The 23,127-nt window shown below is 66.1% G+C and carries 22 protein-coding genes and 1 other RNA gene; 11 read left to right on the top strand and 12 right to left on the bottom strand.

The window, feature by feature from the left end; genetic code table 11:
- Window position 1: 1 nt before the first annotated feature.
- From rbbA to HNP49_RS14895, 3 genes are all read right to left on the bottom strand, one after another.
- Window positions 2-2,728: a ribosome-associated ATPase/putative transporter RbbA gene (rbbA, locus tag HNP49_RS14905; protein WP_184684550.1), complete on the bottom strand. Its 2,727-nt coding sequence runs from the start codon at window positions 2,726-2,728 to the stop codon at window positions 2-4.
- A 28-nt stretch (window positions 2,729-2,756) separates the two neighbouring features.
- Entirely contained in the window at window positions 2,757-3,716 is a 960-nt protein-coding gene (locus tag HNP49_RS14900; protein ID WP_184684547.1) for an HlyD family secretion protein, read from the bottom strand.
- 103 nt (window positions 3,717-3,819) lie between these two features.
- Entirely contained in the window at window positions 3,820-4,272 is a 453-nt protein-coding gene (locus HNP49_RS14895) for an EVE domain-containing protein (protein ID WP_184684546.1), read from the bottom strand.
- Between the two features lie 198 nt (window positions 4,273-4,470).
- Between HNP49_RS14895 and HNP49_RS18720 the strand changes: the two genes are divergently transcribed.
- Window positions 4,471-4,596: a hypothetical protein gene (locus HNP49_RS18720; RefSeq protein ID WP_260407202.1), complete on the top strand. Its 126-nt coding sequence runs from the start codon at window positions 4,471-4,473 to the stop codon at window positions 4,594-4,596.
- Between the two features lie 66 nt (window positions 4,597-4,662).
- Here HNP49_RS18720 and HNP49_RS14890 read toward each other — a convergent pair whose 3' ends face one another.
- From HNP49_RS14890 to HNP49_RS14875, 4 genes are all read right to left on the bottom strand, one after another.
- Window positions 4,663-5,280, bottom strand: coding sequence for a 5-formyltetrahydrofolate cyclo-ligase (locus tag HNP49_RS14890; protein WP_184684544.1), 618 nt, complete (start codon window positions 5,278-5,280; stop codon window positions 4,663-4,665).
- A gap of 9 nt (window positions 5,281-5,289) precedes the next feature.
- Window positions 5,290-5,469, bottom strand: a non-coding RNA gene (ssrS, locus tag HNP49_RS14885) — 6S RNA.
- A gap of 33 nt (window positions 5,470-5,502) precedes the next feature.
- The gene (locus tag HNP49_RS14880) at window positions 5,503-5,817 is read right to left on the bottom strand and encodes a cell division protein ZapA (protein ID WP_184684543.1); all 315 of its coding nucleotides are present in this window, start codon (window positions 5,815-5,817) and stop codon (window positions 5,503-5,505) included.
- Window positions 5,814-6,023 carry a TIGR02449 family protein gene (locus HNP49_RS14875; protein WP_095941181.1) on the bottom strand — a complete coding sequence of 70 codons (210 nt, stop codon included), beginning with the start codon at window positions 6,021-6,023 and terminating at the stop codon, window positions 5,814-5,816. Before HNP49_RS14875 ends, HNP49_RS14880 begins: the two co-directional genes overlap by 4 nt.
- 193 nt (window positions 6,024-6,216) lie before the next feature.
- Here HNP49_RS14875 and HNP49_RS14870 point away from each other — a divergent pair, with 193 nt between their 5' ends.
- The 10 genes from HNP49_RS14870 (at window position 6,217) to gcvP (ending at window position 18,505) form a co-directional block, all read left to right on the top strand.
- Window positions 6,217-6,771, top strand: a complete 555-nt coding sequence (locus HNP49_RS14870; RefSeq protein ID WP_184684541.1) for a YecA family protein — start codon at window positions 6,217-6,219, stop codon at window positions 6,769-6,771.
- Between the two features lie 14 nt (window positions 6,772-6,785).
- On the top strand, window positions 6,786-8,120 hold the full coding sequence (gene pepP, locus HNP49_RS14865) for a Xaa-Pro aminopeptidase (protein ID WP_184684540.1): 1,335 nt from the start codon (window positions 6,786-6,788) through the stop codon (window positions 8,118-8,120).
- 1 nt (window position 8,121) lies between these two features.
- Window positions 8,122-9,306 carry a 2-octaprenyl-6-methoxyphenyl hydroxylase gene (gene ubiH / locus HNP49_RS14860; protein ID WP_184684539.1) on the top strand — a complete coding sequence of 395 codons (1,185 nt, stop codon included), beginning with the start codon at window positions 8,122-8,124 and terminating at the stop codon, window positions 9,304-9,306.
- A 64-nt stretch (window positions 9,307-9,370) separates the two neighbouring features.
- Window positions 9,371-9,853 carry a DUF4442 domain-containing protein gene (locus tag HNP49_RS14855; RefSeq protein WP_184684538.1) on the top strand — a complete coding sequence of 161 codons (483 nt, stop codon included), beginning with the start codon at window positions 9,371-9,373 and terminating at the stop codon, window positions 9,851-9,853.
- A gap of 9 nt (window positions 9,854-9,862) precedes the next feature.
- Window positions 9,863-11,080 (top strand): 2-octaprenyl-3-methyl-6-methoxy-1,4-benzoquinol hydroxylase, encoded by a 1,218-nt coding sequence (locus tag HNP49_RS14850; RefSeq protein ID WP_184684537.1) that lies wholly within the window; start codon window positions 9,863-9,865, stop codon window positions 11,078-11,080.
- Window positions 11,081-11,211: 131 nt separating this feature from the next.
- On the top strand, window positions 11,212-12,213 hold the full coding sequence (locus HNP49_RS14845) for an extracellular solute-binding protein (protein ID WP_184684536.1): 1,002 nt from the start codon (window positions 11,212-11,214) through the stop codon (window positions 12,211-12,213).
- A gap of 99 nt (window positions 12,214-12,312) precedes the next feature.
- Window positions 12,313-13,932 carry an iron ABC transporter permease gene (locus HNP49_RS14840; RefSeq protein ID WP_184684535.1) on the top strand — a complete coding sequence of 540 codons (1,620 nt, stop codon included), beginning with the start codon at window positions 12,313-12,315 and terminating at the stop codon, window positions 13,930-13,932.
- Between the two features lie 119 nt (window positions 13,933-14,051).
- Window positions 14,052-15,134 (top strand): glycine cleavage system aminomethyltransferase GcvT, encoded by a 1,083-nt coding sequence (gene gcvT, locus HNP49_RS14835; RefSeq protein ID WP_184684534.1) that lies wholly within the window; start codon window positions 14,052-14,054, stop codon window positions 15,132-15,134.
- 50 nt (window positions 15,135-15,184) lie between these two features.
- Window positions 15,185-15,568: a glycine cleavage system protein GcvH gene (gcvH, locus tag HNP49_RS14830; RefSeq protein WP_184684532.1), complete on the top strand. Its 384-nt coding sequence runs from the start codon at window positions 15,185-15,187 to the stop codon at window positions 15,566-15,568.
- A 63-nt stretch (window positions 15,569-15,631) separates the two neighbouring features.
- Window positions 15,632-18,505: an aminomethyl-transferring glycine dehydrogenase gene (gene gcvP / locus HNP49_RS14825; RefSeq protein WP_184684531.1), complete on the top strand. Its 2,874-nt coding sequence runs from the start codon at window positions 15,632-15,634 to the stop codon at window positions 18,503-18,505.
- A 58-nt stretch (window positions 18,506-18,563) separates the two neighbouring features.
- Here gcvP and HNP49_RS14820 read toward each other — a convergent pair whose 3' ends face one another.
- The 5 genes from HNP49_RS14820 to HNP49_RS14800 form a co-directional block, all read right to left on the bottom strand.
- Window positions 18,564-18,794, bottom strand: coding sequence for a hypothetical protein (locus HNP49_RS14820; RefSeq protein ID WP_184684530.1), 231 nt, complete (start codon window positions 18,792-18,794; stop codon window positions 18,564-18,566).
- Window positions 18,795-18,879: 85 nt separating this feature from the next.
- Complete coding sequence (locus HNP49_RS14815) at window positions 18,880-19,905, bottom strand: DUF2804 domain-containing protein (RefSeq protein ID WP_184684528.1); 1,026 nt, start codon at window positions 19,903-19,905, stop codon at window positions 18,880-18,882.
- 63 nt (window positions 19,906-19,968) lie between these two features.
- Window positions 19,969-20,418, bottom strand: coding sequence for an NfeD family protein (locus HNP49_RS14810; protein ID WP_184684526.1), 450 nt, complete (start codon window positions 20,416-20,418; stop codon window positions 19,969-19,971).
- Between the two features lie 3 nt (window positions 20,419-20,421).
- Complete coding sequence (locus tag HNP49_RS14805; protein ID WP_184684524.1) at window positions 20,422-21,345, bottom strand: SPFH domain-containing protein; 924 nt, start codon at window positions 21,343-21,345, stop codon at window positions 20,422-20,424.
- A 98-nt stretch (window positions 21,346-21,443) separates the two neighbouring features.
- Complete coding sequence (locus HNP49_RS14800) at window positions 21,444-23,012, bottom strand: murein L,D-transpeptidase (protein ID WP_184684522.1); 1,569 nt, start codon at window positions 23,010-23,012, stop codon at window positions 21,444-21,446.
- Window positions 23,013-23,127 lie beyond the last annotated feature (115 nt).

Below are 23,127 nucleotides of genomic sequence, written 5' to 3'. Positions count from 1 at the left end.
CTCAGGCCTCCTGCTTCTTCAGCAACAGCAGGCTGAGGCCGCTGAACGCCAGGAAGAAGCCCAGCAGCGCCAGGCACTTGGGCCACAGCTCGGCCAGGCCGAGGGCCTTGGTGAAGGTGCCGACGGCGATGTCGAGGAAGTAGCCGGCCGGGAACAGATTGCCCATCAGCGCGGCGCCGCCCTCCAGTGACGAGCGCGGCACGATCAGGCCGGAAAACTGGATGGTCGGCAGGGTGGTGATGATCATGGTGCCGAGGATGGCGGCGATCTGCGTGCGGGTGAACGACGAGATCAGCAGCCCCAGGCTCGTGCAGGCCAGCACATAGAGCAGGCCGCCGAGTGCCAGGGTCGCCGCGCTGCCCTTGAACGGCACGCCGAACAGCCAGCGGTTGAGCGCGACCAGCAGGGCCAGGTTGAGCAGGCTCAACGCCACGTAGGGCAGCTGCTTGCCGAGGAGAAACTCCAGGCGGCTGAGCGGCGTGGCGTAGAAGTTGGTGATCGAGCCCAGCTCTTTCTCGCGCACCACACCGAGGGCGGTGAGCATGGCCGGAATCATGGCCAGCACCAGGGCCATCACCCCGGGGCCGATTGCGTTAACACTGATCACGTCCTGGTTGTAGCGAAAGCGCACCTCCAGCTTGGCCGGCTCGGCGCTGGCTGTTGGCTGGCTGCTTTCCTCGGCCATGCGCTGCAGGTTGAGCAGGTGCACGGCCTCGACATAGTTGCGGCTGGTTTCAGCGCGAAACGGCATGCCGCCGTCCAGCCAGACGCCAATCTGTGGCTGCCGCCCGGCCTGCAGGTCGCGGCCGAAGCCCGGCGGAATTTCCAGGGCCAGCTTGATCTCCGAGCGTTGCAGGCGCCGGTGCAGTTCCTGTGGCGAGTGGATCGGCGCGTGTTCGGCGAAGTAGCGTGAGCCACGGAAGGCTTCGAGGTAGGCACGACTTTCCGTGGAGTTGTCCTGATCGAAGGCGGCGAAGGCCAGGTCCTCGACATCCAGCGAAATGCCGTAGCCGAAGATCACCATCATGAACAGCGCGCCGACCAGGGCAAACGCCAGGCGCACCGGGTCGCGGCGCAGCTCCTTGCCCTCGCGGCTGGATACCGCCAGCAGCCGGCGCAGGCTGAAACCGCGCGGGTTGTCCGGCTGGGTGCTGGTGCCGGCGGGCAGCTCGCTGCTGACGGCAGTGTCCCCTTGAGCCTGCTCCAGGCAGTGGACGAAGGCTTCTTCCAGACTGTCGCCGCCCAGTTGCGCCTGCAAGGCCGCCGGCGTGTCACAGGCCAGCACTTCGCCTGCGTGCATCAGCGAGATGCGGTCGCAACGCTCGGCCTCGTTCATGAAGTGGGTGGACAGGAAGATGGTCACGCCCTGTTCGCGGGACAGTTCCACCAGCAGGCGCCAGAAGTCGTCGCGCGCGGCCGGGTCGACCCCGGAAGTCGGTTCGTCGAGGATCAGCACTTCCGGGCGGTGGATCACAGCCACGGCCAGCGACAGGCGCTGGCGCAGGCCCAGTGGCAGTTCGCCGGCCTGATCGTCGGCATGGGCGCCGAGGTCGAAGCGTTCGATCAGGGACTGACTGCGTGCCTGGCTCTCGGCCTTGGGCAAGTCGAACAGGCGGGCGTGCAGTTCGAGGTTCTGCCGCACGCTGAGCTCACCATACAGGGAGAAGCTCTGCGACATGAAGCCGACGCGCTTGCGCGTGGCCAGGTCGCCTGCATCCACCGCCTGGCCGAGCAGCCTGGCGCTGCCCTCGCTGGCCGGCAGCAGGCCGGTGAGCACCTTCATGGTGGTGGTCTTGCCGCAGCCGTTGGAGCCGAGGAAACCGAAGATCTCGCCGCGGCGGATGGCAAAGTTGACCTGCTTGACCGCGGTGAAGTCGCCGAAGCGCAGGGTCAGGTCATGCGCCTCGATGGCAATCTCGCGCTCGCCGCCAGTCTCCGGGGAGATGGCCAGCGGCGGGATTTCCAGTGGCACGTGCTGGCGTGCGCTGCCGCCCTGGAAATGGGTGAAGGCATCATCCAGCTTGCCGCTGGCGGTGCTGGCGGCCAGATCCGCGGTCAGACCGGCGGCCAGCAGGCGGCCCTGGTCAAGCATCAGGCAGTGTTCGAACTGCGCGGCTTCCTCCATGTAGGCGGTGGCCACCAGCAGGGTGAGTTGCGGGCGCTCACTGCGTACCCGCTCGACCAGCTCCCAGAAGCGCCGGCGCGACAGCGGGTCGACCCCGGTGGTCGGCTCGTCGAGGATCAGCAGGTCCGGTTCGTGGATCAGCGCGCAGCACAGGCCGAGTTTCTGCTTCATGCCGCCGGAGAGCTTGCCGGCCGGGCGTTCGGCGAAACGGTCCAGGTCGGTGGCGGCCAGCAGGCGGGCCATCTGCTCGTCGCATTGGGTGCGCGACAGGCCGAACAGGGTGGCGAAGAAACGGATGTTTTCGCGGATCGACAGTTCGGGGTAGAGGTTGTGGCCCAGGCCCTGGGGCATGAAAGCGATGCGTGGGTACAGGCTGGCGCGGTGACGACGCTGGTCGATCGGGCCGCCGAGTACCTCCAGCGTGCCCTGTTGCAGGGTTTTTACCCCGGCGATCAGGCCAAGCAGGCTGGATTTTCCGGCGCCGTCCGGGCCGATCAGGCCGCAGCGGCTGCCGGCTGGCAGGCTGAAGCCGATGTCGCTGAGCGCCGTCTGCCGCCCATAGGCGTGGCCGATGCCGCTGGCCCGCAGTGCCAGCTCAGTCATGCGCGAGGCTCGGAGTGTTCACGGCCGTTCACTGCAGGTTGGCCGGCCAGTCCACGTCGGCACTGCGCACGTAACCGGCGCCGGGCATGCCGGGTTTGGCCTGGGGTACGGCGGCCGGGTCGGTCAGGCGCAGTTTGACGCGGAACACCAGCTTCTGCCGCTCGTCGCGGGTCTCGACTTCCTTGGGGGTGAACTGCGCCTTGCTGGCGACATAGCTGACCTTGGCTGGCAGCGCCTGCTCGGGCAGGGCGTCGAGGACGATGCGCGCTTCGTCGCCCTGGGCCAGGCGACCTGCGAGGGCGGCGGGCAGGTACAGGTTCATGTACTGGTCGGCCGGGTTGATCAGCAGCAGCACGCGGCCGCCGGCACCCAGCACCTCGCCGGGCTCGGCCAGGCGCAGCTGAACGATGCCGGGCATCGGCGCGAGCAGGCTGCTGTCGTCGATCTCGCTGGTCAGCTGCGCCACCTGCGCCTCGGCCGCGCCAATGGCGGCGCGCGCGGCACTGACCTGGGCATTGGCGGCATTCAGGGCGGCGCTGGCCGTGTCGTGGCGGTTCTGCTGCTGGTCGAGCATCTGCCGGCTGGTGTGGCCGCGCTGGAACAGCTCGCGGAAACGCTTGAGCTCCTGTTCGGCCAGGCGCAGTTCGCTGGCGCGCAGGTCCACGGTGGCCAGGGCGGCGGCGAGGTTCTCCCGGGCCCGCAGCACTTCGGCGCTGGCCTGATCGCGCTGGGCCTCCAGTGTGCGGGTATCGAGGCGGGCCAGCAGCTGGCCCTTCTCCACCCGGTCGCCCTCGTCGACCCGCACTTCGGCCAAACGGCCCGGGTACTTGCTGGCGATCTGCACTTCGGTGGCTTCCAGGCGGCCGTTGCCCTGGCTGATGCCTTCGGGCAGGCGGTCATGGATGGACTTCCAGTAGCCGAAGGCTCCCACGCCAAGCAGGGCGGCGACCAGGGGGATGGCGAGCAGGCGGGCAGGGCGGTGCGACATGGGGTGACTCCGGACGAGGCTGCGCTGATTATCCCGGACTTGAGCGGCGCAGCGTCATGATAAAGGTCAATGCCAGGCGGCTAACTTGCCCGCCCGGACAGCTTCAGCGCAAGTCGAGAATGGCCTGCCACTGCTCGGCCGTGACCGGCATCACCGACAGCCGCGTGCCCTTCTGCACCAGTGGCAGTTCGGCCAGCGCCGCGCAGGCTTTCAGGCGGGGCAGGCGGATCACCTCGGCGAAGGTTTCGACGAAGGCCACATCGCGGGCGCTCCAGGGGTTTTTCTCGGCACTGGCCTTGGCATCGAAATAATGGCTGGCGGGCTCCAGTGCGGTGGGGTCGGGGTAGGGCTCGCCGACAATCCGGCCGATACCGGCAATGCCCGGCTGCGGGCAACTGGAGTGGTAGAAGAAGAACAGGTCGCCGGGCTGCATGGCGCGCACGAAGTTGCGCGCCTGATAGTTGCGCACGCCATCCCAGCGCGCCTGCCCGAGGCGCTGCAGGTCGCGGATAGACAGTTCGTCAGGCTCGGATTTCATCAGCCAGTACTGGGGCATGGGGTTTTCCTGTACGGATCCTTGGGGCACTTCCGGCAGATCTTGCCTGTTCTGCGGCGATCGTGGCGAAAAATTGCACATCGCTTCACGTTGTCAGACAATGCGGGGGATTAAGCTTGGCACTGCCGTGCGACCTAACAATAAAAACAATGCTGTCGACCATCGTGGTCAGTTTGCCTTTTAAGGGGGAGGCAATCGATGAAGCGCAAGCCAGATCTTCTGTGGGTATTGGCCATCGTGTTTGGCCTTGGGGTGGTGACCACCGGTTACACCCAGAGTCTGTGGGATCGTCAGGACGCTCCGCAGACCGTCCAGCAGCCCTGACCGCTGCTGTCTGGCGCAGGGATGCGCAGCAATTTCTTTTCTCTCGGGCGATGACTCGCCTGTCTGCTAGCTCGGCTCAGTGCCCGGGCGATACCACTGTCTGTCGCTGACTGTCGCTGTCAGTGGCATATCCCAGCTGGCCAGTGCCAGCCGATCCACCTTCTGACATTCGTGGGCCAGGCCGATCAGCCGTGGCTGGCGCCAGTGCGTGCGGCGTTTCAGGTAGGCCAGGCTGCGGTCGTAGAAACCGCCCCCCATGCCCAGGCGGCCGCCATGTTCATCGAACCCCACCAGCGGCAGCAGCATCAGTCCGAGGCTCCACACGGGAATCTGCCGGGCCGGATTTGCCCTGGGTTCGGCGATACCAAAGCGATTGCGTTGCAGGCGCTCTCCTGGCAACAGGCGTTGCAGGCTCATCTGGGTGCGCGGCCAGGCCTTGAGAACCGGCAGGTAGACCTGTTTGCCCCGGCGCAGGGCTTCGGCGAGGAGCAGGGCAGGGTCGATCTCGCCGTCATTGGCCAGGTACAGGCTGATACGACGGGCGCGGCGGAATTCGGGATGCTGGGCCAGCTGGCGGTAGAGATTGCGGGCGGCCAGGCGTTGCTGCAGGGGCGAGAGGTTGCGGCGGGTGTTGCGCAGCAGGCGGCGCAGTTGCGGGCGGCTGAGGGTGCCGGCTTCGATCATGGTAGGTAGCGACTCCCCGGTCGTGCCGCTGTCGGTTTAGCCCTTGAACCCGAAAGTTCAAGGTGGAGGTTGCAGGAGGCGTTAAGGCTTTCCGTCAGGCGGACATGCGCACCGGCCCCAACATGCAACCCCCGTGGTTGTGCGTATCGGCTCAGGGACATCACCGACTGGCAAACACACCAGGGAGCTGTGGCGAGTATACCGCAATCGCCACGCTTGCCATCAGGCTTCGTGGCTGTTCGGATCGGCGGCCAGGGCATGTTCGACCCGCTCGAACAGATCGCGCACCTGATGCCGCTGGGCGGCAGCTTCGCTGGTCAGTTGCTGCTGCTTGTGCAGCAGTTCGTGGGTGATGTTCAGCGCCGCCATCACGGCGATGCGGTCGGCACCGATGACTTTGCCGCTGGAGCGGATCTCGCGCATCTTGTCATTCAGATAGCGGGCGGCGCTTTCCAGGTTGTCGCGCTCTTCCGCCGGACAGGCGATGCGGTATTCCTTGTCGAGAATCTGCAGGGTGACGGTGTTGGCTTGGCTCATGAGTCCTGCTCCAGGGCCTTCAGGCGGGTGATCATCGCTTCGACCTTGTGCCGGGCCATTTCGTTCTTTTCGATCAGTTGGGAGCGCTCTTCGCGCCACGCCCGTTCGCCGGCCAGCAGCAGGCGGTTCTGGGCCTTGAGGGTAGCGAGCTGCTGAATCAGCAGTTCGACTTTCGCCGTCAGTGCGTGCAGGTCGGCGTCTTCCATGGGCTCTCGCTAGGCGTGGGGGGCTATGTCGATTAGGATACTGCCATCATTCTAGCCATGCCGTCTGATGGTGCCTACGGGCTGATTGGCATTTGCCGCCATTGGCGCGTCTGGCTGGTTACCGATTCTTTCCGACGCCGGCGGGCACCCGTCTCGCTGCCTGTATCGCGCGTCATCTGCCAAGAGTTCTGTCATGTCCGCCACTACCCCTTATGCCGCCTTCGCCGCCTTGCTGGCCAGCCAGGGCCAGGCTGTTTCTCCCGCCGAACTGCACGGCCTGCTGCTCGGTCGCAGCTGTGCCGGTGCCGGGTTCGAGTCCGAGCCCTGGCTGGTGGATGCGGCCGAACTGCTCGGCAGCGCACCGCAGGACAATGTGCGCGCCGCGCTGATCGGCCTGCAGGAAATGGTCAAGGCCGAATTGACCGGTAGTGAGATGGCCGTGGTGCTGTTGCTGCCGTCCGACGACGCGCCGTTGGCCGAGCGTGCCGTGGCCATGGGCCAGTGGTGCCAGGGCTTCCTCGGCGGTTTCGGCCTGACCGCCGGCGATGCCGCGCTGTCGGCCGAGGCCATGGAAGTGCTGCAGGACCTGGCCTCCATCGCTCAGGTACAGAACGACCTGGATGAGACCGAGGACGGCGAGAACGATTACATGGAAGTCATGGAGTACCTGCGCGTGGCGCCGTTGCTGCTGTTCACCGAGTGCGCCAAGGCGGCGCCGGCGGCCAGCGAAAAACCTTCTCTGCATTAAGCGAGCACCTGTCCATGCAGCGCATTCCCAAGGCTGAATATGCCCGCCGGCGCAAGGCGCTGATGGCGCAGATGGAGCCCAACAGCATCGCCATCCTGCCGGCCGCGCCGGTTTATATCCGCAACCGCGATGTCGAGCACATCTACCGTCAGGACAGCGATTTCCAGTACCTCACCGGTTTTCCCGAGCCGGAAGCGGTGCTGGCGCTGATCCCCGGGCGCGAGCATGGCGAGTACGTGCTGTTCTGCCGCGAGCGTGATCCCGAGCGCGAGCTGTGGGACGGTCTGCGCGCCGGGCAGGACGGCGCCATCGCCCAGTTCGGCGCCGACGATGCCTTCCCGATCAACGATATCGACGACATCCTTCCCGGCCTGATCGAGGGGCGCGAGCGGGTGTACTACGCCATCGGCTGCAATCAGGAGTTCGATCACCGCTTGATGGAGTGGATCAACGTGATCCGCTCCAAGGCCCGCCAGGGCGCGCAGCCGCCGAACGAATTCGTCGCCCTTGACCATCTCCTGCACGACATGCGCCTGTACAAGAGCGCGGCCGAAGTGAAGGTGATGAAGGAGGCCGCCGAGATTTCCGCGGCGGCCCATGTGCGTGCCATGCAGACGGCCCGCCCGGGCCTGAGCGAATACCATCTGGAAGCCGAGCTGGAATACATCTTCCGCAAGAACGGCTCGAAGATGCCGGCCTACGGCTCAATCGTCGCCGGCGGCCGCAACGCCTGCATCCTGCACTACCGCGAGAACGATGCGCCGCTCAAGGATGGCGATCTGATCCTGATCGATGCCGGCTGCGAAATCGACTGCTACGCCAGCGACATCACCCGCACCTTCCCGGTCAACGGCACCTTCTCGTCGGAGCAGAAGGCCATCTATGAGCTGGTGCTCAAGGCCCAGGAAGCCGCTTTCGCCGCCATCGGCCCGGACAAGCACTGGAACGAGGCCCACGAGGCTACCGTGCGGGTCATTGCCGAGGGGCTGCTGGAGCTGGGCCTGCTCGCCGGCACGCTGGACGAGGTGATCGAAACGGAAAGCTACAAGGCCTACTACATGCACCGTGCCGGCCACTGGCTGGGCATGGATGTGCACGATGTCGGCGACTACAAGGTCGGCGGCGAGTGGCGCGTGCTGGAGCCGGGCATGGCCCTGACCGTCGAACCGGGCATCTATATCCCCGCTGACGACGAGCGCGTGGCGAAGAAGTGGCGCGGTATCGGCGTGCGTATCGAGGACGATGTGGTGGTCACCAAGACTGGCTGCGAGATTCTTACCGGCGGTGTGCCCAAGACGGTCGCCGAGATCGAAGCGCTGATGGCCGCCGCGCGCGAGCAGGCGGCCTGATATGAGCCGCGTGCAGCTGGCGATTATCGGGGGCGGTCTGGTCGGCGCCTCCCTTGCTCTCGCTCTGCAGGAGGGTGCCCGGCAGCGTGGCTGGCGCATCGTGCTGATCGAGCCCTTCGCCCCCGGCAACAGTTACCAGCCCAGTTACGACGCGCGCTCCAGTGCGCTGTCCTACGGTACCCGGCAGATCTACGAGCGCCTTGGCCTGTGGCCAGCGTTGAGTGCCCGTGCCGAGCCGATTCGCCAGATCCACGTCTCCGACCGTGGCCGCTTCGGCGCCACCCGCCTCAGCGCCGAGAGCGAGGGCGTGCCGGCGCTGGGTTATGTGGTGGAGAACGCCTGGCTCGGCCAGTGCCTGTGGCAGGCGCTGGATGCCGAGGTGGTCGAGTGGCGCTGCCCGGCGGAAGTCACGGCCCTGCAGGCACTCGGCGACGGTTATCGCCTGACCCTGAATGACGGCAGCCAGCTCGACTGCGACCTGGCCGTGCTGGCCGATGGCGGCCGCTCCGGCCTGCGCGAGCAACTGGGCATTGCGGTGAAAGCCACGCCTTACGGGCAGAGCGCCCTGATCGCCAATATCAGCACGGCCGAGGCCCATCAGGGGCAGGCCTTCGAGCGTTTCACCGACGAAGGCCCGATGGCCCTGTTGCCGCTGTCGGAGAACCGCAGCGCGCTGGTCTGGACACGTCAGGGTGGTGACGCCCAGCGCCTGGCGGCGTTGCCCGATCGCGAGTTTCTCGCCGAGCTGCAACAGGTGTTCGGCTATCGCCTGGGCGCCCTGACTCAGGTCGGCGCCCGGCATCTCTATCCGCTCAGTCTGGTCGAGGCCAGCGAGCAGGTGCGGCCTCATCTGGTGGTGCTGGGCAATGCCGCGCACAGCCTGCATCCCATCGCCGGACAGGGGTACAACCTGTCGCTGCGCGATACTCTGGCGCTGGCCGAAGCCCTGCTGGACAGCCCGGCGACTCCCGGCGATTTCAGCGTGCTGCAGGACTACCTGCAGCGTCAGCGCCTCGACCAGCAACTGACCGTGGGCTTTTCCGATCAGGTGACCAGGCTGTTCTCCACTGCTCAGCCGCTGCTGGTGGCGGGGCGCAATCTGGGCCTGCTCGGCCTCGACCTGCTGCCGCCGGCCAAACACTGGTTTGCCCGCCAGGCCATGGGCCTGGGCACGCGGCCGCTCTAATAATGATGCGGTCGCAGATGATTCTGCTGTCGGGTGCCGTGCTGGCGCCCCGTGAAGAGACGTGATGAGACAAGCCAAACTGGCCCGCAAGGCGCGCCTGCTGCGCTGGGCAATGAACTTCTACCCGCCCTACCTGGGCGCGGGTGTGCGCATCCAGCATATCGCTGGGGACTTCCGCGAGGTGCGGGTGAAAATGGGGCTGGGCTGGTACAACCGCAACTATGTTGGCACCCAGTTCGGCGGCTCGCTGTATTCGATGACCGATCCGTTCTTCATGCTGATGGTCATGGAAAACCTGGGCAGCGATTACATCGTCTGGGACAAGGCGGCCAGCATCGACTTCATCGCGCCTGGCAAGGGCCCGGTGTATGCGGATTTCCGCATCGACGAAGCACTGCTTGACGAGATTCGCCAGCACACCGCCGACGGCGACAAATACCTGCCACAACTGCACGTCGACGTGCATGATGGCGACGGCACCCTGGTAGCGCGGGTGCACAAGACTCTCTACGTGCGGCTCAAGCCGCGCGTGCGGCAAGCGGCCTAAGGAACAGCAATGCGTGCGGATCTGATCATCGTTGGCGCCGGCATGGTGGGCAGTGCCCTGGCCCTGGCGCTCAAGGACAGTGGCCTGAGCATCCTGCTGCTGGATGGCGGCCCGCTCAGCCTGAAACCTTTCGATGCCAGCGCGCCCTTCGAGCCGCGCGTCAGTGCCTTGTCCGAAGCCAGCCGGCGTGTGCTGCTGCGTCTCGGCGCCTGGCCGGGCATCGTCGCCCGGCGCACCTCGCCCTACCGCGAGATGCAGGTGTGGGATGGTTCGGGAACCGGCTCGGTGCACTTTGCCGCGGCCAGCGTACATGCCGAGGTGCTCGGTCATATCGTCGAGAACCGCGTGGTGCAGGATGCCCTGCTCGAAGCGCTGTTCGACAGCGACATCGGCCTGCTGCCCAATGCCCGTCTGGAGCAGCTGCGCCGTAGCGGCGATGACTGGCTGCTGACCCTCAGCGATGGCCGCGAACTGCGCGCGCCACTGCTGGTGGCCGCCGATGGCGCCAACTCGGCGGTACGCCGTCTGGCCGGTTGCGCCACCCGCGAGTGGGATTACCTGCACCACGCCATCGTCACCAGTGTGCGCTGTGCCCAGCCGCACCAGCGTACTGCCTGGCAGCGTTTCACCGATGACGGTCCGCTGGCCTTCCTGCCGCTCAACCGCGAGGGCGACGAGCGCTGGTGCTCGATCGTCTGGTCGACAGTACCGGCCGAGGCGGAGCGCCTGATGGCGCTGGACGAGGCGGCCTTCTGCCGTGAGCTGGGCAAGGCCTTCGAATGGCGCCTGGGCGAAGTGCAGCAGGCCGATCCACGAGTCTGCGTGCCGCTGCGTCAGCGGCATGCCAAGCGTTATGTCGAGCCTGGCCTGGCCCTGATCGGCGATGCCGCCCACACCATTCACCCGCTGGCCGGGCAGGGCGTCAACCTCGGCTTCCTCGATGCCGCCGTGCTGGCCGAGGTGCTGCAGCATGCCCTGGAGCGTGGCGAGTCGCTGACCAGCGAGAAGACCCTGAGCCGCTTCGAGCGCCGGCGCATGCCGCACAACCTGGCCATGATGGCCGCGATGGAAGGCTTCGAGCGTTTGTTCCAGGCCGATCCTCTGCCGCTGCGCTGGGCGCGCAATGCCGGCCTCAACTGGGTCGACGGCCTGCCCGAGGCCAAGAGCCTGTTCGTGCGTCAGGCGTTGGGGTTGTCGGGGGATCTGCCGGATCTGGCGCGCGCTTAAGTTCAGTTCTGCGCATGCCGCAATCTTGATTTCGCGCAACACCCGGTAACGCCTGTACTGGCAAGATGATTGAGAAGGCGAATAGGAGTAACTATCATTCGCCAACTTTTCCAACTGCCGAGGCTGTTGCCATGTCGATCCGCCAGTCGCTGTTTGCTGCCCTGAGTCTTTCTGCCCTTGCCGCTCCGGCCCTGGCCGCCGATGAACTGGTGGTTTATTCCGCGCGGATCGACGAGCTGATCAAGCCGGTCTTCGATGCCTATACCGCCAAGACCGGCACGCCGATCAAGTTCATCACCGACAAGGAAGCGCCGCTGCTGGCGCGCCTCAAAGCCGAGGGTGCGAATACGCCTGCCGACCTGCTGATCACCGTCGATGCCGGCAACCTCTGGCAGGCCGAGCAGGAGGGCGTGCTCAAGCCGCTCAAGTCCGAGGTGATCGAGGCGAATATTCCGGCCCAGTACCGTTCCAGCACCGGCGCCTGGACTGGCCTGTCGCTGCGCGCGCGGACCATCTTCTACTCCACCGAGCGCGTGAAGCCGGAAGAACTGTCGACCTACGAAGCCCTGGCCGACAGCAACTGGGAAGGCCGTCTGTGCCTGCGCACCAGCAAGAAGGTCTACAACCAGTCGCTGACCGCCACCCTGATCGAGGCCCATGGTGCGGCCAAGACCGAGGAAATCATCAAAGGCTGGATGAACAATCTGGCCACCGATGTGTTCGCCGATGACACCGCGCTGCTGCAGGCCATCGATGCCGGTCAGTGCGACGTGGGCATGGCCAACACCTACTACTACGGCCGTCTGCACAAGCAGCAGCCGTCGCTGAAAGTGAAGCCCTTCTGGCCGAACCAGGCCGACCGTGGCGTGCACGTGAATATGTCGGGCGCCGGCGTCACCGCCCATGCCCCGCACGCCGCCGAGGCGCAGAAGCTGCTGGAGTGGATGACCAGCGCCGAGGCGCAGAGCCTGTTCGCCGATGTGAATCAGGAATACCCGGCCAACCCAGCGATCAAGCCGTCTGCCGAAGTCGCTGCCTGGGGCAGCTTCAAGGCCGACAGTGTGCCGATGGAAGTGGCCGGCAAGCGTCAGGCCGAGGCGACCATGCTGATGGATCGCGCCGGCTGGAACTGATCAACGCCGGCTGAGACGCACTCAAGCCTGAATCTTCCCCGTTATACTCGGCGCCCCGGCTCAAGCTGGGGCGTCGTGTTTTCTAGTTGAGGATCTTGCGTGGCCCATCCCGCCCAGCGCCGCTGGTACCCCATCGCTGCCACCATTGCCTTGCTGGTGCTGCTGCCGCTGTCGGTCATGCTACTGGCCTGGCACGAGGTGGATGCGGCGATCTGGGCGCACCTGTGGGAGACCCAGCTGCCGCGCCTGCTGGGCAACACCCTGACCTTGGTGTTGGGGGTGGCCATCGGCGTGGTCGTCCTCGGTGTGAGCCTGGCCTGGCTCACGGCGCTGTGCGAATTTCCGGGGCGGCGCTGGCTGGACTGGGCGCTGATGCTGCCCTTTGCTATCCCGGCCTATGTGCTGGCGTTTGTCTTTATTGGTCTGCTGGACTTTGCCGGGCCAGTGCAGACGCTGCTGCGTGAGTGGTTCGGCAGCGGGCTCAGACTGCCGCGGGTGCGCTCCACCGGCGGTGTGATCGTGGTGCTGGTGCTGGTGTTTTACCCCTACGTCTACCTGCTCGCCCGCGGCGCCTTCCTGGCTCAGGGACGCGGCCTGATGGAGGCGGCAAGGGTGCTCGGGCTGTCGCCCTGGCAGGCCTTCTGGCGGGTGGCCCTGCCGATGGCGCGGCCGGCCATCGGTGCCGGGCTGGCGCTGGCGATCATGGAGACCCTGGCCGACTTCGGCGCGGTGGCGGCCTTCAACTTCGATACCTTCACCACGGCCATCTACAAGACCTGGTACAGCTTCTACAGCCTGCAGAGCGCGACCCAGCTGGCCAGTCTGCTGTTGTTGGCGGTGATGCTGGTGCTCTATGGCGAGCGTCGTGCCCGTGGCGCGACCCGTCCGGTGCAGGAGCGCGCACGCAGTCAGGCGCTGTACCGCCTGCGCGGCTGGAAGGCGCTGGCCGCGAGCAGCTGGTGTGCGCTGGTGTTCCTCTGCGCCTTCGTGGTGCCTCTGCTGCAACTGCTGGTGTGGTTCTGGCAGCGCGGGCGTTTCGATATCGACGAGCGCTACCTCGGCCTGATCGGCCACACCCTCTACCTCGGCGCCCTGGCCGCCCTGTTCACCGTGGCGCTGGCGCTGCTGCTGGCCTTTGCCCGGCGGCAGACGCCGACGCGCCCGATGCGCAGCCTGGTGGGGCTGGCCAACCTGGGCTATGCGTTGCCCGGTTCGATGCTGGCGGTGTCGATCATGCTGGCCTTCAGTTATCTGGATAATCAGCTGGTGATCCCGTTGTCCCAGGCCCTGGGCGGCGCCGGCAAGCCTCTGCTGCTGGGCAGCCTGGCAGCGCTGTTGCTGGCCTACGTGATCCGCTTTATGGCGGTGGCTTACGGTCCTCTCGAAGGCAGCCTGGCGCGGATTCGTCCGTCCCTGCCGGAGGCCTCGCGCAGCCTCGGCGCCGGCGGCCTACGACTGTTTGGCCGCGTCTATTTGCCGCTGCTGTTGCCGGGTGTCCTTAGCGCCGCGCTGCTGGTATTCGTCGATGTGCTCAAGGAAATGCCCGCCACCCTGCTGATGCGCCCCTTCGGCTGGGACACCCTGGCCGTGCGCGTGTTTGAGATGACCAGCGAGGGGGAGTGGGCACGCGCCTCGCTGCCGGCGTTGAGCCTGATGCTGGTCGGTCTTCTACCGGTGATCCTGCTGATCCGCCGCTCGGCGCGGCGTCCCGGGCACTGAGTCTGCAGGAGCGCGCCCGTCGCCTGGGGTGACCGAACCCCCCGCCAGCGGCTACAATGCGCGCCGCTTCTCGCCGGTCCGCCGGCGAGCGTCATCCGATCGATATTCCGGAGCTTTGCATGGGACAGCGTACCCCCCTGTATGACCTGCACGTCGCCCTTGGCGCCAAGATCGTCGATTTCGGCGGCTGGGACATGCCGTTGCACTACGGCTCGCAGGTTGAGGAGCACCACCAGGTGCGTCGCGACTGCGGTGTGTTCGACGTGTCCCACATGACCGTGGTCGACGTGACTGGCAGCCAGGCCAAGGCCTACCTGCAGCACTTGCTGGCCAACGATGTCGAGCGCCTGCAGGTGCTGGGCAAGGCGCTCTACAGCGGCATGCTCAATGAACAGGGCGGGGTGATCGACGACCTGATCGTCTACCTCACCGCCGAGGGTTACCGCGTGGTGGTCAACGCTTCCACCCGCGACAAGGACCTGGCCTGGATGCAGCAGCAGAGCGCTGGCTTCGACGTTGCCCTGCAGCATCAGGCCGGTCTGGCCATGCTCGCCGTGCAGGGCCCTCAGGCCCGCGCCAAGACCGCCGAGTTGGTCTCCGCCGCGCGCGCCGCGCTGATCCATGAATTGAAACCGTTCCAGGGTCTGCCGGAAGGCGACTGGTTCATCGCCCGCACCGGCTACACCGGTGAGGACGGTCTGGAAATCATGCTGCCGGCCGAACAGGCTCCGGGCTTCCTCAACGAGCTGGTGGGTGCGGGCATCGCGCCGGCCGGTCTCGGTGCGCGCGACACCCTGCGCCTGGAAGCCGGGATGAACCTCTATGGCCAGGACATGACCGAAGAAGTCTCGCCGCTGGCGGCCAATATGGGCTGGACCATCGCCTGGGAGCCGGCCGAGCGCCAGTTCGTCGGCCGTGCCGTGCTCGAAGCTCAGCGTGCCGCCGGTGATCAGCCCAAGCTGGTCGGCCTGGTGTTGGAAGAGCGCGGCGTGCTGCGCGCCCACCAGGTGGTGCGCGTTGAAGGCGTCGGTGAAGGCGAGATCACCAGTGGCAGCTTCTCCCCGACCCTCGGCAAATCCATCGCCCTGGCCCGCGTGCCGGCGGGTACCGGCGACCGCGCCGAGGTGGAAATCCGTGGCAAGTGGTTCCCCGTGCGCGTGGTGCAGGCCAACTTCGTTCGCCACGGCAAAGCGCTGATTTGACCTATTCTTGACGGCTACGCGCCGTTGGACACTTTTTTGAGGATGATCCCATGAGCAATATCCCCGCCGATCTGCGTTATGCCGCCAGCCACGAATGGGCCCGCCTGGAAGCCGATGGCACCGTGACCGTCGGTATTTCCGACCATGCCCAGGAAGCCCTGGGTGACGTGGTCTTCGTCGAGCTGCCGGAAGTCGGCGCCGAGCTGGCCGCCGGTCAGGAAGCCGGTGTGGTCGAGTCGGTCAAGGCCGCTTCGGACATCTACACCCCGATCGCCGGCGAGATCGTCGCGGTCAACGAGGCGCTGGTCGACAGCCCCGAGCTGGTCAACGCCGATCCTTACGCCAACTGGTTCTTCAAGGTGAAGCCGGCCGACGCCGCCGAACTGGACAAGCTGCTGGATGCCGACGGCTACGCTGCCGCCTGCAACGCCTGATCACCGTTATCTCCGCAAAGCCCTGATTCGTCGGGGCTTTGTCTTTTTCCGAGGTCCACCTTCATGTCGCAGAACCCGACCCTCACCCAGCTGCAGCAGCCGGATGCCTTCCTCCAGCGCCACCTTGGCCCGGATGCCAACGAACAGCAGACGATGCTCGCCACCCTCGGCGTCGCCACCCGCGCCGAGCTGATTGCCCAGACCGTGCCGCCGGCCATCCGCCTGGGCGGCCCGCTGGCGCTGCCGGCGGCGCTGGACGAGCAGGGCGCGCTGGCCAAGCTCAAGGGCTATGCGGCACAGAACCAGACTTGGACCAGCCTGATCGGCATGGGCTACCACGGCACCCTGACCCCGACTGTCATCCTGCGCAACGTGCTGGAGAACCCGGGCTGGTACACCGCCTACACCCCTTACCAGCCGGAAATCGCCCAGGGTCGTCTGGAAGCCCTGCTGAACTTCCAGCAGCTGACCATCGACCTGACCGGTCTGGACCTGGCCAGTGCCTCGCTGCTGGACGAGGCCACTGCGGCAGCCGAAGCCATGGCCATGGCCAAGCGTGTGGCCAAGAGCAAGAGCAACCTGTTCTTCGTCGACCAGAACTGCCACCCGCAGACCATCTCCGTGGTGCAGACCCGCGCCGAAGCCTTCGGCTTTGATGTGGTGGTGGATGCGGTGGAGAACCTCGGCAACCATCAGGTGTTCGGTGGCCTGCTGCAGTACCCCGATACCCTCGGCGAGATCCGCGACCTCAAGCCGCTGATCGACCAGCTGCACGCCCAGCAGGCGCTGGCCTGCGTGTCGGCCGACATTCTCAGCCTGATCCTGCTGACCCCGCCGGGCGAGCTGGGTGCCGACGTGGTGTTCGGTTCGGCCCAGCGCTTCGGCGTGCCGATGGGCTACGGTGGCCCGCACGCCGCCTTCTTCGCCTGCCGCGACGACTACAAGCGCGCCATGCCGGGCCGCATCATCGGCGTGTCCAAGGACGCCCGTGGCAACAGCGCCCTGCGCCTGGCCCTGCAGACCCGCGAGCAGCACATCCGCCGCGAGAAGGCCAACTCCAACATCTGTACCGCCCAGGTACTGCTGGCCAATATCGCCAGCTTCTACGCCGTGTACCACGGCCCGCAGGGCCTGAAGCGCATCGCCCAGCGCGTGCAGCGCCTGACCGCCCTGCTGGCCGCCGGCCTGGAACAGAAGGGCCTGAAGCGCGTCAACGCGCAGTTCTTCGACACCCTGACCGTGACCATCGGCTCGCAGCGCTTCGACGTGCTGGAGCGCGCCCGCGCCCGCCAGATCAACCTGCGCGCGGTGGACACCGACAAGGTCGGCGTCAGCCTCGACGAGACCTGCAGCGCCGAGACCGTGCAGGCCCTGTTCGACGTGTTCCTCGGTGAAGGCCACGGCCTGGACGTCGCCGCGCTGGACGCCGCCGGTGTGGCCAGCGGCATCCCGGTTGGCCTGGAGCGCAGCTCCGCCTACCTGACCCATCCGGTGTTCAACGCCCACCACAGCGAAACCGAGATGCTGCGCTACCTCAAGCAGCTGGAGAACAAGGACCTGGCGCTCAACGCCGCCATGATCCCGCTCGGTTCCTGCACCATGAAGCTCAACGCCACCAGCGAGATGATCCCCATCACCTGGCCGGAGTTCGCCAACCTGCACCCCTTCGTGCCGCGCGAGCAGGCCGAGGGCTACCGCCTGATGATCGAGGAGCTGGAAGCCTGGCTCTGCACCATCACCGGCTTCGACGCCATCTGCATGCAGCCGAACTCCGGCGCCCAGGGCGAGTACGCGGGCCTGCTGGCCATCCGCAAGTACCACGAGAGCCGTGGCGATGCGCACCGCAACATCTGCCTGATCCCGGCCTCGGCCCACGGCACCAACCCGGCATCGGCGCAGATGGCCAGCATGCGCGTGGTCATAGTCGCCTGTGACGAGCAGGGCAACGTCGATCTGGAAGACCTGAAGAAGAAGGCCGCCGAAGCCGGCGACCAGCTGTCCTGCCTGATGGCCACCTACCCGTCTACCCACGGCGTGTACGAGGAAGGCATCCGCGAAATCTGCGAGGTCATCCATGCCCACGGCGGCCAGGTCTACATGGACGGCGCCAACCTCAACGCCCAGGTCGGTCTGACCCGTCCGGCCGATATCGGCGCCGACGTGTCGCACATGAACCTGCACAAGACCTTCTGCATCCCGCACGGCGGTGGCGGCCCGGGCATGGGCCCGATCGGCGTCAAGGCGCACCTGGCGCCCTTCGTCGCCAACCACCCGGTGGTGCCGCTCAAGGGCCCGAACCCGGGCAACGGCGCGGTCAGCGCCGCGCCCTGGGGCAGTGCCAGCATCCTGCCGATCAGCTGGATGTACATCGCCATGATGGGCCCGCAGCTGGCCGATGCTACCGAGGTCGCCATCCTCAACGCCAACTACCTGGCCAAGGCCCTGGGCGAAGCCTTCCCGGTGCTCTACTCCGGGCGTAACGGCCGCGTGGCGCACGAGTGCATCCTCGACCTGCGCCCGCTCAAGGCGGAAACCGGCATCAGCGAGGAAGACGTGGCCAAGCGCTTGATGGACTACGGCTTCCACGCCCCGACCATGAGCTTCCCGGTACCGGGCACGCTGATGATCGAGCCGACCGAGAGCGAGTCCAAGCATGAGCTGGATCGTTTCATCGAGGCGATGCTCAACATCCGTGCCGAGATCGCCAAGGTCCAGGGCGGCGAGTGGCCGGCCGAGGACAATCCGCTCAAGCGTGCACCGCACACCCTGGCCGACGTGATCGGCGTGTGGGAGCGTCCGTACAGCATCGAGCAGGCCGTCAGCCCGACCGTTCATACCCGTCTGCACAAGTACTGGCCGACGGCGAACCGGGTCGACAACGTCTATGGCGACCGCAACCTGTTCTGCGCCTGCGTACCGGTATCCGACTACCAGTAAGCCTGCCGCAGCAATGACAAGGCCGCCCTCGGGCGGCCTTGTCGTTTCAGTATATGGTTCAGGCTTCCGGCTTGAATGCCAGCTTGCCCAACAGTCCCAGCAGCATGACGTAGAACACCAGCTCCAGGCAGTTGCTGCCCAGACGCAGGGCGCTCCAGGCAGCATCGGGAATCAGTTCGTAGAGCGGCAGGTTGAACAGGCTGCCGAACAGGTCGCTGGCCAGCCAGAACACCTGGAAGGCGATCAGTAGGATCAGCACCCAGCGCAGCGGATAGAGGGAAGAGGGCATGCAACGCTCCTTGTCGAAATGAGGGAGCGCGCAGCCTAGCAGCCGCTGGCGCGCCGCAGTGGGTACGGCTGCGCATTCGCGGCATTCACCAGCGGTTGCGCACTTCCTCGGCGAAGCCGGGCAGGTGGCCGAGTTGCAGCACCTGACCGTTGTCCAGGGTGACGTGGCCACGGTAGTGGCCGAACACCTGATGCTGTTCGGAGGCGATCAGCAGGGCATTGAAGTGGCTATTGCGGTCGACCCGCGGAATGAACTCCAGCTCGACGCGACCATCGTTGCTGCTGATGCGCCAGGGCTTGAGCCAGTTGCGGCGGTCGAAGTGAAAGATGATCTGGTCAAGCTTGTGCGCGCGGCCGCGGTACAGCAGCAGGTTCTCGCTGGCCGGGCTGCGGTCACTGAAGCCGTAGCCGAAGTTGAAGCCGAACGCTTCGCCATCGACGAAGCCGGAGGCCGAGGCCCAGTACCAGGTGTTGCGGTAGGTCCAGACACCGCGTCCCCAGTCGAGTACGCCGAGATCGCGCACCGGGCTCAACTGGTAATGCTTGCCAGCGTGGCGGAACTCGCCACTCACCGCCATGCAGTTGAGTTTGGTGTTGTAGTAGAAGGCCTTGCTGTTCGGCCAGGCGGTGGCGATGTTGAGCGATTCCTGCGGAGGCTGGCGGAAATACAGCTCACCGTCGATGCCCTTGCCGTGCGGGCCGGCCATGCGCGGGCTGGCAAAACGCAGGCGGTGCTCGCCGTCGATGCGCTGGATGTGCAGGTCGAGGTTGTTGTTGCGAAAACGGATGCTGCCGCTGTCTGCGCTTTCCGGAAAGGCGTGACGCCTCAGGGGCAGGGCCTGCAGGGCATCAATCTGCCAGAAACGGCCCTGATTCAGGTCGACCACGCAGAGGGCATAGAGGCCGGCATAGCCGAGGTTGCTGGCGGTCAGGCTGAAGGCAAAACCCTCGGGCGAAACCACCGCGTAGTAGTCCCACTCCTTGATCCGCCAACTGCTCGCCGGCACCGCGCTGCGCTGATATTGCCAGTAGGCCAGGCGCGCCCAGCCCGGCTGGTTGAGCTGACCGTCGGCGCGGTGCAGGGGCAGGGGCGCGAGGATTTCATGCTGCATGGTCGACTCTCTTGTTCTTATGGGGCGTCGCGGCGACATCATGCATGAGCTGGAACGATGGTGCTATCTGATGGCTTCCACCTTGAGCAATACACCTTCCTGACCGATCACTCGCACCGAGCTGCCCGCCGGCAGGTCGGGACCGATCACCAGCCACAGCGTGTCACCGGCTTTGATCTTGCCGCGCCCGGCGATGATCGGCTCGTGCAGGCTGAACTGGCGCCCGAGCAGCTCGCTGCCGCGCTGGTTCAGTCCCGGCTGGTCGCTGGTCTTGGCGCTGTCACGCTGGCGCCGCCACCAGAGCACGGCGCTGAGCACCGAGAACAGGCCGAACAGGAGGAACTGCCAGGTCCAGTCCAGACCGGGGAAGATGAAGGTCAGCACGCCGACGCTGGCGGCGGCGATGCCGACCCACAGCAGGTAGCCGCCGGCGCCGAACACCTCGAGGATCAGCAGCAGGGTGCCCAGGCCCAGCCAATCCCAGTACGACAGGTGCTGCAGGTAGTCGAGCATGGGTCAGCCCTTCTTCTGGCCGTCGAAGGTGGCCTTGACGATTTCGCCGATGCCGCTCACCGCGCCGATCACCTGGCTGGCTTCCAGCGGCATGAGGATTACCTTGCTGTTGTCGGCCGAGGCCAGCTGGCCCAGGGCTTCGATGTACTTCTGCGCGACGAAGTAGTTGACCGCCTGCACGTTACCCGCAGCGATGGCCTCGGACACCATGCGGGTAGCCTCGGCTTCGGCCTTGGCCGCGCGCTCGCGGGCCTCGGCTTCGAGGAAGGCGGCAGCGCGCTGACCTTCGGCCTTGAGGATGTCGCCCTGCTTCTGCCCTTCGGCGGTGAGGATGGCCGCGGCCCGCTGGCCTTCGGCTTCGAGAATCTGCGCGCGCTTGATGCGCTCGGCCTTCATCTGCCCGGACATGGCGGCCATCAGGTCGGCGGGCGGACTGATGTCCTTGATCTCGATACGGGTGATCTTGATGCCCCAGGGCGCGGTGGCTTCGTCCACGGTCTTGAGCAGGCGCTCGTTGATCGCGTCACGCTGGCCGAGCATGGCATCCAGCTCCATCGAGCCAAGCACGGTACGGATGTTGGTCATCACCAGGTTGCGGATGGCGTGCTCGAGGTTGTTGACCTCGTAGGCGGCCTGAGCCGAGTTGATGATCTGGAAGAAGCAGATGGCGTCGATCTGCACGGTGGCGTTGTCGGCGGTGATGACTTCCTGCGGCGGGATGTCCAGCACGCTTTCCATCACGTTGAGCTTGCGGCCGATCTTGTCCATCACCGGGACGATGATGTTCAGCCCCGGCTTGAGCGTGTTGGTGTAGCGGCCGAAGCGTTCCACCGTCCACTCGCTGCCCTGCGGCACCACCTTGAAGCCCATGAAGACGATGGCCACGGCCAGGCCAACGAAGAGAAACAGCACGCCACCGATTTCCATCAATCACCACTCCTGTTGTGTTGCTCTTGGTTGTATTGCGCTTGTCTGTAGCGGGTCATCTAAACACAGCCGCGCGCTGCCGTGCAGCCCAAGGCGGGTCAGGGTGCCGCGCGGTCCAGGGCGACGGCCAGGGCGTCGTCGCGCTGGTAGATATCGGGCAGGAAGCGCGGCTGGCCCTGGGCGTCGACCTCGACAGTCCAGTAGGCCATCAGTAGCGGCACTGGCTGGCGCAGGCGGTAGTCGCGGGTCTTGCCGCTGGCCAGGAGGGTTTCGACCTGGGGCAGTTCGTCCGGTGCCAGCAGCAGGGTGGCCAGCTCGCTGATGGCTTCGACCCGCACGCAGCCGGAGCTGAAGGCGCGCGGCGCCTTGGCGAACAGCGCCTGGCTGGGGGTGTCGTGCATGTAGACGGAATAAGGGTTGGCAAAGCGCAGAGCCATGCGCCCCAGCGGATTGTTCGGTCCGGCGTCCTGACGCAGCTGAATGTTGCCGGGGTTGTCCCAGTCGATCTGCTCCGGATCGAGGCTGTTGCCGTCGCGGTCGAGCACGCGCATGTCATGTTTGGCGAGAAAGCCGATATCGCGGCGAATCTCCGGCAGCTTGTCCTCGCGCAGGATGGTCGGCGGCACGCTCCAGGTCGGGTTGAGGGTGATGCGTGAGACCTGAGACAGCAGCTGCGGCGAGCGGCGCTCGGGGCGGCCGACCTGGGTGCGGGTCTGCCACACCAGCTCGCCGGCCTTGTACAGGCGCAGTTCGGCAGCGGCGATGTTGACCAGCAGGCCGTCACTGGGCATATCGCGGTGCAGCCAGCGCAGGCGCTCTAGGTTGACCCGCAGCTGGCTGCGTCGCTGCAGCGGACTCACGTTCAGTGCGCTCAGGGTGGCCGGGCCGATAATGCCGTCGGCCTGCAGGCCATGCTCATTCTGGAAGCGTTCGACAGCGGCCAAGAGCGTGCTGTCGTAGCGTTCGCCAACCGGGTCCGGCAGGGCCTGCAGATAGCCAGCCTCATGCAGACGCTGATACAGCTGCGGTACCCGTGGATCGCTGCGCTCCGGTTTGAGCAGCGGGCCGGCGGCAATCGGCTGCCAGCTGGGCAGGTCTGCCAGTCGCAGTTTGGCGTAGGCCTGGCGCAGGCTCTGATAGGCCGGCAGGGCCGGGCGGGCCAGGTCGAAGGCATTGGCCGGGTCGTCAACGGCAAAGGGCGCAATGGACAGCAGCGCCAGTTGTGGGTCGATGCCGGGCTGATCCGCGGGGCGCCACAGCGGCTCCCGCTGGGCCGGGGGGAGGCGGCCGAAATGCAGGTGCTGCAGGGCGCGCAGGAAGCTGTGGCTGGTCAGTAGCTCGCGGCAGACGGGCTCGCCCTGGGTGGGCAGGGGGTAGTCGCCAGGGTCGAGGCCGTCATCGGCGAGCTGTTGCAATTGCTCGCGCAGGGTCTGCAGGCGGGTTTCGTCGTGCCACAGGGTTGGCTCGCCCAGTTGCCGGTAGAACTGCGCAAGAAGGCTCTGAGCTGAGGTATCCAGGCTGGTTGGCAGGGTTGCGCAGACTGTGCTCAACTGGCTGGGCAGGTTGTTGTCGACGTCGCTTGCGCTGCCTGTCGAGCTCTCGCTGCGTGCGACCAGTGGCAGGGCCAGCAGGCCGATGCTCAGGTAAGATGCCCACTTTTTGTACAACTGTGCTGCTCCAGTCCATGGTCACAGAAGGGTCGTGTTGCTCAATCTGACCGCCTTTCCAGAAAAAGTATAGGTTGGCCCAGGGACTCAGACAGGAAGTCGGGAGTGCGTTACC

Origin of the sequence: Pseudomonas fluvialis (genome assembly GCF_014207935.1) — a bacterium.
Classification (GTDB): Bacteria; Pseudomonadota; Gammaproteobacteria; order Pseudomonadales; family Pseudomonadaceae; genus Aquipseudomonas; species Aquipseudomonas fluvialis_A.
Note: the sequence above shows the minus strand (reverse complement) of the source record. Positions and strands in the feature narration are given on the sequence as shown.